This is a genomic window from Brevundimonas sp., assembly GCF_035561115.1.
Taxonomy (GTDB): domain Bacteria; phylum Pseudomonadota; class Alphaproteobacteria; order Caulobacterales; family Caulobacteraceae; genus Brevundimonas.
Genome location: NZ_DATMYH010000045.1, coordinates 1 through 13,506 on the forward strand (window position 1 = coordinate 1; position 13,506 = coordinate 13,506).

Consider the following 13,506-nt stretch of genomic DNA (forward strand, 5'->3'; position numbering starts at 1 on the left):
GCGCGGCAGGGGCGGGGGCATGGGCCGCCGGGGCCGGAGCGGCGGCGTACTGCACCGGTGCGGCCATGGTGACCTCCCGGGCGACCCGGATGCGCAGCTCGCCGCGTTCGACCTCGATTTCGGTCAGATCGGTGTCGTTGAGGATGTCGGCCAGCGACCGCACCAGGGTGGTGTCGATCTCGGCATCGTTCTTGAGCTTGGGAGCGGGCGTTTTGGATTCGGCCATGGGAGCCTCTTGTTGTCCTTTAAACCGAACGGCCTGCGGAGCCGGCGCGTTCCTGCGCCAGCTTCAGAGCAGCCTTGACGGCCAGTTCGTAGCTGAATGGGCCGAAGCCGGAAACCACGCCCGCCGCGACCGGCGAGACATAGGAGCGATGGCGGAAGCGCTCGCGCGCCGCCGGATTGGAGAGATGGCATTCGACGATCGGGATCGTCAGCGTCTTCAGGGCGTCCAGCAGGGCGACCGAGGTGTGGCCGTAGCCGGCGGGGTTGAGCACCAGGGCGGAGGCCTTGTCGCGCGCCTCGTGAATCCAGTCGATCAGTTCGCCCTCGTGGTTGGACTGGCGAAAGACCAAGGCGGCGTCGCCGGCGGCCCGCTCGCACAGGGCGCGCACGTCTTCGAGGGTTTCGCGCCCATAGATGTCCGGCTCGCGCACCCCAAGCAGGTTGAGGTTCGGGCCGTTCAGGACGTAGAGGACGGGGGTATCGGGCATTCGCTCGAGGTTATGACATCCGGCCGCGCGGATTCGGAGCGGCCTTTTAGCTGAGGCGTGGCGGTAATCAAACCGCCCGCCGCGAGAGATTGACGTAGCGTCATGCGTATCGAGGTCAATGGCGAACACCGGGAAGTCGCGGCCGCCACGATTCTGGCCCTGGTCGAGGAACTGGGACTGGACGTCCGCAAGGTGGCGGTCGAGCGCAATCTGGAGATCGTGCCCCGGTCGCTGCACGCCGGCACGTCGATCGCCGAAGGAGACCGTATCGAGGTGGTCCAGTTCGTCGGAGGCGGGTGAACCGCTTTCAGCGGGGATCCTCCAGATCGCGGAGGTCGCGGCCCCGGGTCTCGCGGCCCACCGCTGCGATCAGGGCGAGGGAGACGACGGCAAGGCCGCCCACCGCGGCGGCGGCGGCTCCGAGCGGAGGCGCAATCGCAAGGACGCTCAGTCCCTGGGCCGCCAGACCGCCCAGCTTGCTGCAGCCTGCGATCCAGCCCGTGGCCCGGCCGCGGATGCGGAGCGGATAGTTCTCCGCCGTATAGGGCAGGATGATCGCGATGACGCCGCTGGAGCCGACGATCAGCAGCGCCAGCGGAGCGACCGGATTGGCGAGCAACCCGACGCCCATGCTGCGCAACAGCAGGCCGAACAGGCCGGCGGCCGTGACGCCCAGCATCAGGGCCAGGGCGCCCTTCGTGCTCCAGGCGCTGTAGAGCCAGACTGACAGCAGGATGGTCGGTGCGGCGATCAGGGTCGATCTGGCGATCAGGGCCGAGGCGGCCTCCACGCTGCGGCCCTCGGCGACCAGGGCGCTGGGCAGCCAGAGCAGGACGCCGAAATTGACCAGACCCCAGGCCAGGGCGGCAAGGGTCAGGGCGATGGTGACGGCCAGGTGGCGGCGATCCACCGGCGGCAGGTGGGAATGGCTTTCCTCGATGGGCCCCGCCGCGACGGCCCGGACCCGGGAGCCGAAGCGGGCGAGCATGGCGCGGGCTTCCTCGCCGCGGCCGACGTGCTGGAGGAAGCGGGCTGATTCCGGCAGCAGCGGACTGAGGGCGATCAGGATCAGGCCGGTGGGCAGGTTCAGGAACCACATGATCCGCCAGCCCCAGTCGGGCTGCAGCCAGGCCGACAGGGCGCTGGCGGCGAAATAGCCGCCGACGGCCCCGATGCCGCCGACCAGCACGAGCGCCCAGCCGCGGTGCTTCGTCGGCATGATCTCGGCCAGCAGGGCGTAGGCCACCGGCAGCATGCCCCCGGCGGCGGCGCCCATCAGGAAACACATGCCGACGTTCCACCAGAAGTCCGGCATGGCGCCGCAGATCGAGGTGCCGACGAACATCACGGACGACAACAGGATCGAGGCCCTGCGGCCGTAGATGTCGGCCAGCCAGCCCCAGACGAAGGAGCCGACCACGGTGCCGGTGAGCGCGGCGAAGGGCAGTACGGCGACGAGGGCGCCGGAGAGGCCGTATTCCTCGCGCATGCCGGGCGTGACGAAGCCGAGGCTGGCCGGCTTCATGATGTCGACGATCAGGGCGACGGAGAGCAGGGCGCACATGCCCCAGTGCGCCCCCGTCAGCGGCGCGTCCTCGGGCGGAGCGAGGACCTCGAGCGGGGTCTGGTCTCCCTTGTGGGCCGGCAGCAGGCCGAAGGCCGTCAGGCCGATGCCGACGATGATCAGGGCCATGCCCCACATCATCCCGGCGTCCATCGGCATGCCGACGAGGCGGAAACCCATATGGCGGCCCATCCAGTACATGGGCAGGTGCAGGGCGACCCCCGCGGTGACGACGAGGCAGCCGAGCCAGAAGGCCCATGCGTGGCGGCGGTCGCCGAAGATCTTCGAGATGGTCAAGTTTCGCCCCCGGTCCGGCCGGGCCGGACCTTCTGATCTAGCGTCGGGCTGTCGGGCCGTCGAGGGGCGGTCCTACAACGAAATATCGGGGCGCGGCGATCGGCCTCTTCGCCCCGCGGCTGTCCGGGGGTAGAGGAGCCGCATGACCGCCTTCCAAGACACGCCCGACACCTGGACCGTCGCCGGCCGGACCTTCAGCAGCCGGCTGATCGTCGGCACCGGCAAGTACAAAACCTATCAGGAGAACGCCGACGCGGCCGAGGCGGCGGGGGCGGAGATCGTGACCGTGGCGGTGCGGCGGGTGAACCTGACCGATCCGGGTCAGCCGATGCTGGTCGACTATGTGAAGCCCGACCGGTTCACCTTCCTGCCCAACACCGCCGGCTGTTTCACCGGCGAGGACGCGGTGCGGACCCTGCGGCTGGCGCGCGAGGCGGGCGGCTGGGATCTGGTCAAGCTGGAGGTGCTGTCGGACACGGCCCACCTGTATCCGGACATGATCGAGACGCTGCGGGCGCTGGAGCTGCTGATCAAGGACGGCTTCCAGGTCATGGTCTATTGCACCGACGACGTGGTCATGGCGAAGCGGCTGGAGGAGGCGGGGGCCGCCGCCATCATGCCGGCGGCGGCGCCGATCGGCTCGGGTCTCGGCATCCAGAACCGGGTCAACATCCGGCTGATCGTCGAACAGGCGAAGGTGCCGGTGCTGGTGGATGCGGGCGTGGGCACGCCGTCCGACGCCACCCTGGCCATGGAGCTGGGCTGCGACGCGGTGCTGATGAACACGGCCATCGCCGGGGCGACCGATCCGATCCTGATGGCGTCGGCGATGAAGCATGCGGTGATCGCCGGGCGGCAGGGCTATCTGGCCGGACGGATGCCGCGCCGGATGTATGCGAGCGCCAGTTCGCCGTTGAGCGGGCTGATCTGAGGGGCGGGAGTCCCGATCTTCCCGGAAAAAATTCGTCATGACGAAGGGACCGGTCGACGGGGTCGCGGACACCGGGGCCTGAGGCGGCGCCGGCGGAGGCTTGGTGCTGTCAAAGACCTGTCCCCGTGGGGGTTTGATCCATTGTGCACGGCGGTGCGTCAGAAGCGGACGCAGGCGGGCTTCGCGGGGCTCTGGACGCGGGATCGAGGGGCGGGAAGGGCGGAAAAATGTTTCGAGAGTCCCCATTCGGAGGGGGCGAGAGTCCTCATTCCCGACAGCGGTCCTGACGGTCCTCAGCGCAGGCTGAAGACCGTGGGCACGTCGCAACGCCATGCCTTGAGACGCAGGGTGATGGCGAAGGCCTCCAACTGGGAGGCGACGCCGAGGCCGAGGACGAACCAGAGCACCGCGCCCGGCCGGCCGGTGGCGAAGGCGAGGCCGAAGAGCAGCCACAGGCCCAATCCGAAGGCCTTGGACAGATAGTGGTGCGGCGAGGCTTCGCGGCGGAATTTGGCGAAGCTGAAGACGTGGTTGGCGATTTCGAGGGCGGTGATGACGGCGGCGGCCGGCCATAGCGACGGGACCAGTTCGGGACGCAGGACCGCGACGGCGATGACGGCGGACAGCCAGAAGGCGACGTCGGCGCGGCTGTCCCATGTCCTGAGCGCGGGCGTGGCGACGCCGAGGCGGCGGGCGATGATTCCGTCGAAGATGTCGGACAGGACGCCGAGGGACAGGATGACGGCGCAGGCGGCCCCCTGACGGCTGAAGGCGAGGGCGATCATCGCCGGACCGGCGGCGATGCGGAACAGGACGAGGAGCCAGGGCAGGCGGGGGTGCATGAAGGGGAGGATAGCGTGTGGCGGGTTTGGGGAAAGCCGGATCGTTGCGGGTCTCCTCCCTGTTCGCGAAGCGAATGGGGAGGTGGATCGGAGGCGCAGCCGACGAGACGGAGGGGCTGGGGCCGGCGTGCGCGGTCGGCGCCCCTCCACCGCTTCGCGGTCCCCCTCCCCATTTGCGATGGGGAGGAGACGGGAGGCGCCGCGGTGCGCTCAAGACCTCTCCCATTGGGGCAGGGAGTCGGCTAGAGCATCGCTTCCTTCCCGAGAGACCGACCATGCACGACATTCGCGCCCTTCGAGACAATCCCGCCGCCTTCGTCAGCGGCTGGTCGTCGCGCGGGGTGGAGGGGGCGGAGGCGCTGGTGGCCGAGATACTGCGGCTGGACGAAGACCTGCGCGCCGCCCAGACGACGGGGCAGGAGGCGCTGGCCAGGCGCAATGCGGCGTCGAAGCTGATCGGCGCGGCGATGGCCAAGAAGGACATGGCCGAGGCCGAGCGGCTGAAGGGCGAGGTCGAGAGCCTGAAGGGCGAGATCGCAGCGGCCGAGAAGACCGAGGCCGAGGTCGGCAAGGCCTTGCGCGACCTGCTGGCGGCGCAGAAGAGCCTCGCGGCGGACGATGTGCCGGACGGCGAGGACGAGAGCGGAAACGTGCTGGTCGGCCAGCCGTGGGGCAGGCCCCGCGAAGGCGGCCCGGCCAAGGATCACGCCGATCTGGGCGAGGCCATGGGCCTGCTGGACTTCGAGGCGGCGGCGAGGATGTCGGGGTCGCGGTTCGCGGTGCTGAAGGGCGGGCTGGCGCGGCTGGAACGCGCCATCGGCCAGTTCATGCTGGACGTGCAGACGAACGAGCACGGCTATCTGGAGGTCAATCCGCCGTATCTGGTGCGCGACGAGGCGATGTTCGGGACGGGGCAGTTGCCGAAGTTCGAGGAGGACCTTTTCAAGACCGGAGACTTCGAAGCGGCTTTCGCGGCCATCTCGGATCAGATCAACGAAGGGTTCGAGCGGTACGCGAGGGGTGATGTATTTTACTTCATGGCCAACGTGCGTGAGGCGCTGAATCCCCGCTACCTCATCCCCACCGCCGAAGTCTCCCTCACCAATCTCGTCCGCGAGCAAATCCTGCCCGAGAGCGAGCTGGCCACGCCCATCCGCTTCACCGCCCTGACGCCCTGTTTCCGGGCCGAGGCGGGGTCGGCGGGGCGGGATACGCGCGGGCTGATCCGGCAGCACCAGTTCCACAAGGTGGAGATGGTCTCGATCGCCAGACCCGAGGACTCCGAGGCCGAGCACGAGCGGATGGTGCGCTGCGCCGAGGCGGTGCTGGAGAAGCTGGGCCTGCCCTACCGGCGGATGCTGCTGTGCAAGGGCGACATGGGCTTTTCGGCGAGGAAGACCTTCGATCTGGAGGTGTGGCTGCCGTCGCAGGGGACGTATCGCGAGATCTCGAGCTGCTCGAACTGCGGGGACTTCCAGGCCCGGCGGATGGACGCGCGGTTCAAGCGCGACGGCGAGAAGAAGACCGAGTTCGTGCACACGCTGAATGGCAGCGGCCTGGCGGTCGGGCGCACGCTGGTGGCCGTCATGGAAAATTATCAGGACGGCGATGGACGGATCGCGGTGCCCGAGGCTCTGCTGCCCTATATGGGCGGGGTGACGCACGTTGGCGGCTGACACTCCTCCGTGCATCCCGGCGAAAGCCGGGACCCAGTGCTTTCGTGAGGCATTGGTGTTGGGATCAGCGGCGGCGAGAGACAGTCGGCGCCGGATAGCCCAAAGGACTGGGTCCCGGCTTTCGCCGGGATGATCGGAGTAAGGGAGTCCATGATGAAATCGGCACTGATCATTGCATCTGCCCTGACCCTCAGCGCTTGCGCCACCGGCCCCTCGTCCAACACCTTCACCCACGCCGCGGGCGACACCGCGTTCACCGGCTGGGTGCGGTTCTCGAACGGGGAGTTCCAGCTGTACGGCGACGAGGACCAGGTGCTGCAGCCCTTCTCACGGCCCTGCGTATCGGGCGCGGCGTCGCGGGACGAGATGATCCAGGCGATGGGCGATCTGCGGGGTCAGAAGGTGCGGATCACCGGCCGGACCGTCGCCTGGAGCGAGGCCGTGAACGGCCGGATCGAGTACGCGCGCTCCGATATCCGCAACGACTGCGGCGAAACATTCGTGATCCTGGCCGACGATATCCGGCCCGCCAACTGACACAAGGCGGTTGCGCGACGGGCCGGCGCGCTGCAAGAGCGCGGGCGGCATGCGCATTCTTCTGACAAACGACGACGGCGTCGACGCCGAAGGGCTGGAATGCCTTGAACGCATCGCCCGCACCCTGTCGGACGACATCTGGATCTGCGCGCCCCAGGTCGAGCAGTCGGGCAAGGGGCGGGGGATCACCCTGACCGAGCCGCTGCGGGTCAACCGCATGGGTGAGAAGCGGTTCGCGGTGACGGGGACGCCGACGGACTGCGTCGTGCTGGCGGTCAACGACCTGATGCCGGAGCGGCCCGATCTGGTGCTGTCGGGGGTCAACCGGGGGCATAACGTCGGCGAGGACTGCTCCTATTCGGGCACGGTGGCGGGCGCGCTTCAGGGCATGGCCTTCGGCATCCGCTCCATCGCCCTGAGCCAATCGCTGGAGCGGTTCCACGACGAGGTGACGGCGCACTGGGAGACGGCGGAGGCCTATGCGCCGGCCATCATCTCGCGCCTGCTGGCCCAGCCGTGGCAGGACGGGGTGGTGATGAACCTGAACTTCCCCAACCGCGCCCCGGCGGAGGTCACCGAGGTCGAGGTGACGCGACAGGGGTTCCGGGACATCGGCGAGATGCACGCGGTCAAGCGCACCGACCTGAGGGGGCGCGACTACTACTGGATGAGTTTCCGCGGAACCAAGCACGACCATCCGCCGGGCACGGACCTGCGGGCCATGGACGAGGGGAAGATCTCGGTCACGCCGCTGCACATCGACCTGACGCATGCGCCGAGCATCCACGATCTGAAGGGCGTGCTGGGCGGGGCGCCGCCGAAGGGGATGGTCGCATGAGGGCGGCGATGACATCTCCCCTTCCCCTCGAGGGGAAGGGCTCTGTCGGGGTTCCGTGATGAAACTCAACGACGACCGCGCCGGACGTTTGATCCTCGGCCTTCGCCAGCAGGGGGTCACGGACCCGCGCGTGCTGGGGGCCATGGAATCGATCGACCGCGCTGTCTTCGTGCACGAGAAATTCCTCGATCAGGCGTGGGAGGACCAGGCCCTGCCGATCGACTGCGCCCAGACCATCAGCCAGCCCTATATCGTCGGCCTGATGACCCAGGCGCTGGACGTGCAGCCTCGCCACCGGGTGCTGGAGATCGGCACCGGCAGCGGCTACCAGGCCGCGGTGCTGAGCCGGCTGGCGCGCTATGTCTATTCCATCGAGCGGTACCGCAGCCTGCTGACCGAGGCCGAGGCGCGGCTGAAGGAGCTGAAGATCGACAATGTGATCACCCGGCACGGCGACGGCAATCTGGGGTGGCCCGAACAGGCGCCCTTCGACCGGATCATGGTCACGGCCGCGGCGCCGGGCGAGCCGACCGAGCTGCTGCACCAGCTGAAGCCGGGGGGGATCCTGGTCTGTCCGGTGGGGCGCAGCTCGGTGCAGGTGCTGCACCGCTATGTCGGCCAGCCCGACGGCTCGTTCCGGCGTGAGAGCCTCAGCGAGGTGCGGTTCGTGCCGCTGGTCGAGGGGACGGCCAGAGAGGGTTAGGGTGAATCCGGATCGCCGGCCGTTAACCTTCGCGCCCAACTTTGGCGCGGTTTGACGGGTTGGTTGGCGGCGACGGCGGAAATGAAGACCGAGGGGCGGAAGACGGCATGACCATTCGATTCGGGATCAGGGTTCTGGCGGTGCTCGGCGGGATGATGACGCTGGCCGCCTGCGCCAGCTATCCGGCCGAGCCGCGCTATTCGATCCACGCCGACGGATCGGCGCCCCCGCCGTCGCGCGCGCCGGCCTCGACGATCCCGCCGCTGTCGACCGTTCCGGCGCCGAGCGGAGAGGGCGTGCGCGGGGCGACTAATCCCGCCGACGAGGTCCCGCCGCCGCGTCCCGCGCCGGTCGAGGCGATCGAGGGCGGGGTCCTGTCCGCTCCGGTCAACACCGCGCCGCGCGCCTATGCGGAAGGCCCGACGCCGGCGGCCGGTCCCGCCTCCGAGGGCTTCAGCACGCCGCCGCCGCCGCGGGCCGGCGCGGCCGCCGTCGAGGCGGGCGCCGTCTATGAGATCCAGCCCGGGGACACGATCTCGGGCATCGGGCGGCGCTTCCAGACGCCGGTGCAGAACCTGATCGACCTCAACGCCCTCGGACCGCGGGCGGCCATCACCCCGGGCCAGAGGCTGATCCTGCCGTCCACCGCGGTCGACATCGGCGGCGATCCCTATGCGACGGGACCTTCGCCGGCGGGCGTCTATGTGCCCGAGGCCGGGACGCCGCCGCCGCCGCCGCCCCCGCCGCCCTCGGGCAATGCGGCCCTGCCGCCGCCGCCGCGCGAACCGGCGGCGACCGCGGGGCCCGTGAGCCCGGCTCCGGCCGCCTCGACGGTGAGCCTGGACTGGCCGGTGCGCGGCGACATCCTGCGGCGCTTCGGTCCGGTCGGCATGGGCGAGCGTAATAACGGCGTGAACATCGGCGCCGCCGCCGGGACCGAGGTGCGCGCCGCCGCCGCCGGCGAGGTGGCCTATGTCGGCGACGACCTGGCGGGGCAGGGGCTGACGGTGCTGGTGGCGCACCCCGGCGGCTGGCGGACCGTCTACGGCCATCTCGGCTCGACCGTGGTGCGCGACGGCGATCGTGTCACGGCCGGCCAGCAGATCGGCACGGTCGGCACGACCGCCGGCGACGGGCGGCCCTCGGTGCATTTCGAGACCTGGCGCATGCGCGGGCTCGAGCCGAACGCCGTCGATCCGCTGACCGTGTTGCCGCGATAACGCAAAGCGACGCGGGAACCACACGTCGCGTTGCATTGTGCGACGGCGCACCCTAGTTTCCGCGCCTCATTTTCAAGGGCCGCGTCGAGCGGCTCCAGACGTTTGCGGAGACTATCGTGGCGGAACTTATGGCGGGGCCGTTCGGCACCCTGATCTTCTTCGTCCCCGTGATCATCCTATTCTACTTCATGATGATCCGCCCGCAGCAGAAGCAGATGAAGGCCCATCAGGCGCTGGTCGCCGGCCTCAAGCGCGGCGACACGGTGGTGCTGTCGAACGGCATGATCGGCAAGGTCACACGCGTCGAGGCCGACCAGGCCATGGTCGAGATCGCCCAGGGCGTGAACGTCGCCGTGGTCAAGCAGATGATCACCCAGGTGCGCGACCGCACGGCGATCGCCGCCAACGACACCAAGACCATCGCCAAGTCCTGACGCCGTTCTGAAAAGGTCGGGGACGCCCGCATGATCCATCTGTCGCGCTGGAAGGTCGTCCTTCTTGTCCTGTCCCTGCTGTTCGGGCTGCTGTTCAGCTATCCGAACCTGCTGACGTCCGCCCAGCGCGAGGCCCTGCCGGGCTGGTTGCCCACGAGCGGGCTGAACCTGGGACTGGACCTGCAGGGCGGATCGTACCTGCTGCTGGAAGTCGACGTGCCGGCCATGCGCGAGAAGCGCCTGACCAACCTGGGCGAGGACGCCCGCACGGTTCTGGCCGAGGCGCGCGTCGGCGTGACCAGCATCGGGCGGGAAGAGTCCGGCGTGGTCGTCACCCTGGCCGACCCGACCCAGATGGACCTGGCCCTGCAGTCGATGCGGGCCCTGGTCAGCGGCGGCGCCAGCGGCGTCGCCGACCGGTCGGTGCAGCGGCTGGGCGACAACCGCATCCGTTACGCGTTCACCGACGCCGCGCTGGCCTCCATGGGTTCGGACGCCGTGACCCAGTCGATCGAGGTGGTGCGCCGCCGGATCGACAGCCTGGGCACTCGCGAACCCTCGATCACCCGTCAGGGCGCCGACCGCATCGTGGTCCAGGCCCCCGGCGAGAGCGATCCGGCCCAGCTGGAACGCGTCATCGGCCAGACGGCGCAGCTGACCTTCCAGATGGTCGATGTCGAGAATTCGGTGGCCGAGGCCCAGGCCGGCGCCGTGCCGCCGGACTCCGAACTGATCCCCGGCGCCGAGCCGGGCGGGCCGGCCTTCTACCTGGTCAAGCGCCGGGTGCTGGTCTCGGGCGAGAACCTGACCAAGGCCGAGGTGACGGCGGACCAGAACAACCAGACCGCCATCGGCTTCCGCTTCGACGGCGCCGGCGCGCGCCGCTTCAGCGAGGCCACCGCCGCCAATATCGGCAAGCCCTTCGCCATCATCCTGGACGGCAAGGTGATCTCGGCCCCGACCATCCGCACCGCCATCACCGGCGGCTCGGGCATCATCGAGGGCAGCTACACCATCCAGGAGGCCTCCGAGATGGTGAACCTGCTGAACGGCGGCGCCCTGCCGGCCCCGCTGAACGTCGAGGAGCGCCGGACCGTGACCGCCGAACTGGGCGCCGACGCCGTGGCCGCCGGCAAGCTGTCGACCATGATCGGCTTCGCCATCATCGTGGCGTTCATGCTGCTGACCTACGGCCTTGTCTTCGGCGGCATCTCGGTGATCGGCCTGCTGCTGAACGGCCTGCTGATCATCGCCGCCATGTCCTTCACCCAGGCGACGCTGACGCTGCCGGGCATCGCCGGTCTGATCCTGACCTTCGCCGTGGCCGTGGACGCCAACGTGCTGATCTATGAGCGGATGCGCGACGAGGCGCGGGCCGGACGGTCCGTGATCGCCTCGCTGGACGCCGGCTTCAACAAGGCCATGGGCACGATCGTCGACGCCAACCTGACGACCCTGGTCGCAGCGCTGATCATGTTCATCTTCGGCGCAGGTCCGGTGCGCGGCTTCGCCTGGACGCTGACGATCGGGGTGTTCACCTCCATGCTGTCGGCGGTTCTGGTCGCCCAGGTCGGACTCGCCCTGTGGCTGAAGATCGCCAAACCCAAAAAACTGCCGATCGCGGAGTGATGGCGATGTCCTGGTGGCCCCTCATCAAAGTCCTGCCGATCAAGACGAACCTGAAGTTCGTCGCGTTCGCAAAATACGCCGCCGTGCTGTCGGCCGTGCTGGTGATCGCCTCGCTGGTCGGGGTGTTCAAGCCCGGCCTCAACCTGGGCATCGACTTCCGCGGCGGCGCCGTGATGGAGCTGAGCAAGCCGTCCGGCCAGACGCTGGAGCTCGACAAGGTGCGCGAGGCCGTCGACGGCCTCGGCCTCGGCGACGTCCAGGTGCAGGGGATCGACAACGACGCCAGCGCCATCGTCAAATTCCAGGTGCCCGACGACGAGCCGCAGGCCCAGGTGGTCCAGCGTGTCCAGTCGGCCGTCACCGCGGCCGTGGGCGAGGTCGAATATTCGGGCGTCAGCGTCGTGGGCTCGAAGGTCTCGGGCGAGCTGTTCACCTCGGGCCTGCTGGCCCTGGGCGCGGCCGTGGCCCTGATGTTCGCCTACATCTGGTTCCGGTTCGAGCCGCAGTTCGGCCTCGGCGCCGTCGCCGGCCTGCTGCATGACGTGATCCTGGTGTTCGGCCTGATCGTGCTGATGCGGCTGGAGTTCAGCCTGAACATGGTCGCGGCCATCCTGACGGTCATCGGCTATTCGATGAACGACACCGTGGTGGTGTTCGACCGCCTTCGCGAGAACCTGCGCAAATACAAGACCATGCCTTTGCGCGAGGTGATCGACCTGACCATCAACGAGATCCTGACCCGGACGATCATCACCGGCTTTACGGCGGTGATGGTGCTGGCGGCCCTGGCCTATTTCGGCGGGCCGGCCCTGTTCGGATTCTCGATCGCCCTGATGTTCGGGATCGTCTGCGGCACCTATTCGTCCATCTACGTCGGGGCGCCGATCATCCTGCTGTGGGGCGTCAAGCGCGGCGGACGCGACAAGGAAGACGCCAAGCCGATCAAGCTGGGAATGGCCAGCCGGCCCTAGGGCGCCCGAAAGCCCACACAGTCTTTCGGTTTTTACCGGCGGCGCGTGGGTCTATGGTGCCGCTTCAACGAATCGCGGGCGTGCGCCCGTGGGTTCCCGAACGCTCTGGGAGGGGCTGACCATGGGCAAGCTGCTGTCGAATTTCCGCACCACCATCCTGTTGAGCCTTGTGCTCGCCGGCGTGATGATCCTGGCCTTCGGTCAGGTGTCCGGCGGGTTCGGAGAGGCCTTCTGGCAGGCCGCCCTGCGCTGGCTGCATGTCGCCGCGGGCATCCTGTGGATCGGCCTGCTGTACTATTTCAACTTCGTCCAGATCCGGGTGATGCCGAGCATCCCCGCCGAGCTGAAGCCGGCGATCGGCAAGCATATCGCGCCCGAGGCCCTGTTCTGGTTCCGCTGGTCGGCGCTGGCGACGGTGCTGGCCGGTCTGGCCGTGATGTTCACCCGCGGTCACGTCTATGCGGCCGAGGTGCTGACGTTCGGCCTGGCCCAGGGCCTGACCGAGGACCAGAAGGGCTTCACCCTGATGGGGATCGGCGTCTGGCTGGCCATCGTCATGTTCCTCAATGTCTGGGGCGTCATCTGGCCGAACCAGAAGCGCGCCCTGGGCATCGTTCCGGCCGAGGACGACGTGAAGGCGAACGCCGCGCGGGTCGCCATGCTGGCCAGCCGCATCAACCTGTTGCTGTCGCTGCCGATGCTGACCTCGATGGCGATGTACCAGACGCTGTTTGGCTGATCCGGCCCCCAGTCTCGACGATCAGGTCCGCGCCGCCGATCCCGACCGGTGGCTGTCCAGCCGGTTTGTGGCCGACGAAGGCCTGCGCGCGGACCTGATCGCCCTGTACGCCTTCGAGGCCGAACTGATGGCCATCCCCACGCGGGTCACCCAGCCGCTGCTGGCCGAGATGCGTTACGCCTGGTGGCGTGAGCAGATGGATGGCGTGTTCGGGGGGGTGGCGCGCAAGGGCCATCCGGTGCTGGAGGCCCTGACCGACCTCGTCGCCCGGCACGGGCTGGACCGCGCCCCGTTCGACGCCCTGATCGAGGCCCACATCGGCCGGGTGCACGGCGAACCGCACGATCTTGACGCCTTCTATGTCGGGCCGATGCAGACTGCGGCGCGGGTGCTGGCGGGGCCGGGGTTCGAG

Annotated in this window: 15 protein-coding genes and 1 pseudogene; 12 read left to right on the forward strand and 4 right to left on the reverse strand. The window is 68.8% G+C overall.

Annotated features, from left to right (window positions below; all coding sequences use genetic code 11):
- A pseudogene (locus VN378_RS05655) lies at positions 1-226 on the reverse strand (acetyl-CoA carboxylase, biotin carboxyl carrier protein); the annotation flags it as partial.
- A gap of 19 nt (positions 227-245) precedes the next feature.
- Positions 246-713 (reverse strand): type II 3-dehydroquinate dehydratase, encoded by a 468-nt coding sequence (gene aroQ, locus VN378_RS05660; protein WP_325741806.1) that lies wholly within the window; start codon positions 711-713, stop codon positions 246-248.
- Between the two features lie 102 nt (positions 714-815).
- Between aroQ and thiS the strand changes: the two genes are divergently transcribed.
- On the forward strand, positions 816-1,013 hold the full coding sequence (gene thiS, locus VN378_RS05665; RefSeq protein ID WP_325741808.1) for a sulfur carrier protein ThiS: 198 nt from the start codon (positions 816-818) through the stop codon (positions 1,011-1,013).
- Between the two features lie 7 nt (positions 1,014-1,020).
- On the opposite strand, the gene VN378_RS05670 is transcribed toward thiS, so the two are convergent.
- The gene (locus tag VN378_RS05670; RefSeq protein ID WP_325741810.1) at positions 1,021-2,574 is read right to left on the reverse strand and encodes an MFS transporter; all 1,554 of its coding nucleotides are present in this window, start codon (positions 2,572-2,574) and stop codon (positions 1,021-1,023) included.
- 142 nt (positions 2,575-2,716) lie between these two features.
- Between VN378_RS05670 and VN378_RS05675 the strand changes: the two genes are divergently transcribed.
- A complete protein-coding gene (locus VN378_RS05675; protein ID WP_325741812.1) occupies positions 2,717-3,505 on the forward strand; it encodes a thiazole synthase in 789 nt (262 codons plus the stop codon).
- Between the two features lie 293 nt (positions 3,506-3,798).
- On the opposite strand, the gene VN378_RS05680 is transcribed toward VN378_RS05675, so the two are convergent.
- Positions 3,799-4,347, reverse strand: coding sequence for a CDP-alcohol phosphatidyltransferase family protein (locus tag VN378_RS05680; RefSeq protein ID WP_325741814.1), 549 nt, complete (start codon positions 4,345-4,347; stop codon positions 3,799-3,801).
- A gap of 275 nt (positions 4,348-4,622) precedes the next feature.
- Here VN378_RS05680 and serS point away from each other — a divergent pair, with 275 nt between their 5' ends.
- The 10 genes from serS to VN378_RS05730 form a co-directional block, all read left to right on the forward strand.
- Positions 4,623-6,023, forward strand: a complete 1,401-nt coding sequence (gene serS / locus VN378_RS05685; protein ID WP_325741816.1) for a serine--tRNA ligase — start codon at positions 4,623-4,625, stop codon at positions 6,021-6,023.
- A gap of 153 nt (positions 6,024-6,176) precedes the next feature.
- The gene (locus tag VN378_RS05690; RefSeq protein WP_325741818.1) at positions 6,177-6,560 is read left to right on the forward strand and encodes a hypothetical protein; all 384 of its coding nucleotides are present in this window, start codon (positions 6,177-6,179) and stop codon (positions 6,558-6,560) included.
- A gap of 49 nt (positions 6,561-6,609) precedes the next feature.
- Positions 6,610-7,398, forward strand: a complete 789-nt coding sequence (surE, locus tag VN378_RS05695; RefSeq protein WP_325741820.1) for a 5'/3'-nucleotidase SurE — start codon at positions 6,610-6,612, stop codon at positions 7,396-7,398.
- Between the two features lie 58 nt (positions 7,399-7,456).
- Entirely contained in the window at positions 7,457-8,101 is a 645-nt protein-coding gene (locus VN378_RS05700) for a protein-L-isoaspartate(D-aspartate) O-methyltransferase (protein ID WP_325741822.1), read from the forward strand.
- 107 nt (positions 8,102-8,208) lie between these two features.
- Positions 8,209-9,321 carry a peptidoglycan DD-metalloendopeptidase family protein gene (locus VN378_RS05705; RefSeq protein ID WP_325741824.1) on the forward strand — a complete coding sequence of 371 codons (1,113 nt, stop codon included), beginning with the start codon at positions 8,209-8,211 and terminating at the stop codon, positions 9,319-9,321.
- Between the two features lie 128 nt (positions 9,322-9,449).
- Positions 9,450-9,755: a preprotein translocase subunit YajC gene (gene yajC / locus VN378_RS05710; RefSeq protein ID WP_325741832.1), complete on the forward strand. Its 306-nt coding sequence runs from the start codon at positions 9,450-9,452 to the stop codon at positions 9,753-9,755.
- Between the two features lie 30 nt (positions 9,756-9,785).
- Positions 9,786-11,384 (forward strand): protein translocase subunit SecD, encoded by a 1,599-nt coding sequence (gene secD, locus VN378_RS05715; protein ID WP_325741826.1) that lies wholly within the window; start codon positions 9,786-9,788, stop codon positions 11,382-11,384.
- The gene (gene secF / locus VN378_RS05720; RefSeq protein ID WP_325741828.1) at positions 11,384-12,355 is read left to right on the forward strand and encodes a protein translocase subunit SecF; all 972 of its coding nucleotides are present in this window, start codon (positions 11,384-11,386) and stop codon (positions 12,353-12,355) included. The genes secD and secF overlap by 1 nt, the downstream gene beginning before the upstream one ends.
- Before the next feature lie 121 nt (positions 12,356-12,476).
- Complete coding sequence (locus VN378_RS05725) at positions 12,477-13,094, forward strand: hypothetical protein (RefSeq protein ID WP_325741834.1); 618 nt, start codon at positions 12,477-12,479, stop codon at positions 13,092-13,094.
- A partial coding sequence (locus VN378_RS05730; RefSeq protein ID WP_325741830.1) for a squalene/phytoene synthase family protein occupies positions 13,087-13,506 on the forward strand: 420 nt, incomplete at its 3' end. The genes VN378_RS05725 and VN378_RS05730, both read left to right, overlap by 8 nt.

Excerpts from the sequence above, each read along its gene's own strand:
- secD (WP_325741826.1), top strand. The coding sequence starts at position 9,786 with ATGATCCATCTGTCGCGCTGGAAGGTCGTCCTTCTTGTCCTGTCCCTG.
- surE (WP_325741820.1), top strand. The coding sequence starts at position 6,610 with ATGCGCATTCTTCTGACAAACGACGACGGCGTCGACGCCGAAGGGCTG.
- VN378_RS05675 (WP_325741812.1), top strand. The coding sequence starts at position 2,717 with ATGACCGCCTTCCAAGACACGCCCGACACCTGGACCGTCGCCGGCCGG.
- VN378_RS05690 (WP_325741818.1), top strand. The coding sequence starts at position 6,177 with ATGAAATCGGCACTGATCATTGCATCTGCCCTGACCCTCAGCGCTTGC.
- VN378_RS05705 (WP_325741824.1), top strand. The coding sequence starts at position 8,209 with ATGACCATTCGATTCGGGATCAGGGTTCTGGCGGTGCTCGGCGGGATG.
- serS (WP_325741816.1), top strand. The coding sequence starts at position 4,623 with ATGCACGACATTCGCGCCCTTCGAGACAATCCCGCCGCCTTCGTCAGC.
- secF (WP_325741828.1), top strand. The coding sequence starts at position 11,384 with ATGGCGATGTCCTGGTGGCCCCTCATCAAAGTCCTGCCGATCAAGACG.
- aroQ (WP_325741806.1), bottom strand. The coding sequence starts at position 713 with ATGCCCGATACCCCCGTCCTCTACGTCCTGAACGGCCCGAACCTCAAC.
- VN378_RS05725 (WP_325741834.1), top strand. The coding sequence starts at position 12,477 with ATGGGCAAGCTGCTGTCGAATTTCCGCACCACCATCCTGTTGAGCCTT.
- VN378_RS05700 (WP_325741822.1), top strand. The coding sequence starts at position 7,457 with ATGAAACTCAACGACGACCGCGCCGGACGTTTGATCCTCGGCCTTCGC.
- yajC (WP_325741832.1), top strand. The coding sequence starts at position 9,450 with ATGGCGGGGCCGTTCGGCACCCTGATCTTCTTCGTCCCCGTGATCATC.
- VN378_RS05680 (WP_325741814.1), bottom strand. The coding sequence starts at position 4,347 with ATGCACCCCCGCCTGCCCTGGCTCCTCGTCCTGTTCCGCATCGCCGCC.
- thiS (WP_325741808.1), top strand. The coding sequence starts at position 816 with ATGCGTATCGAGGTCAATGGCGAACACCGGGAAGTCGCGGCCGCCACG.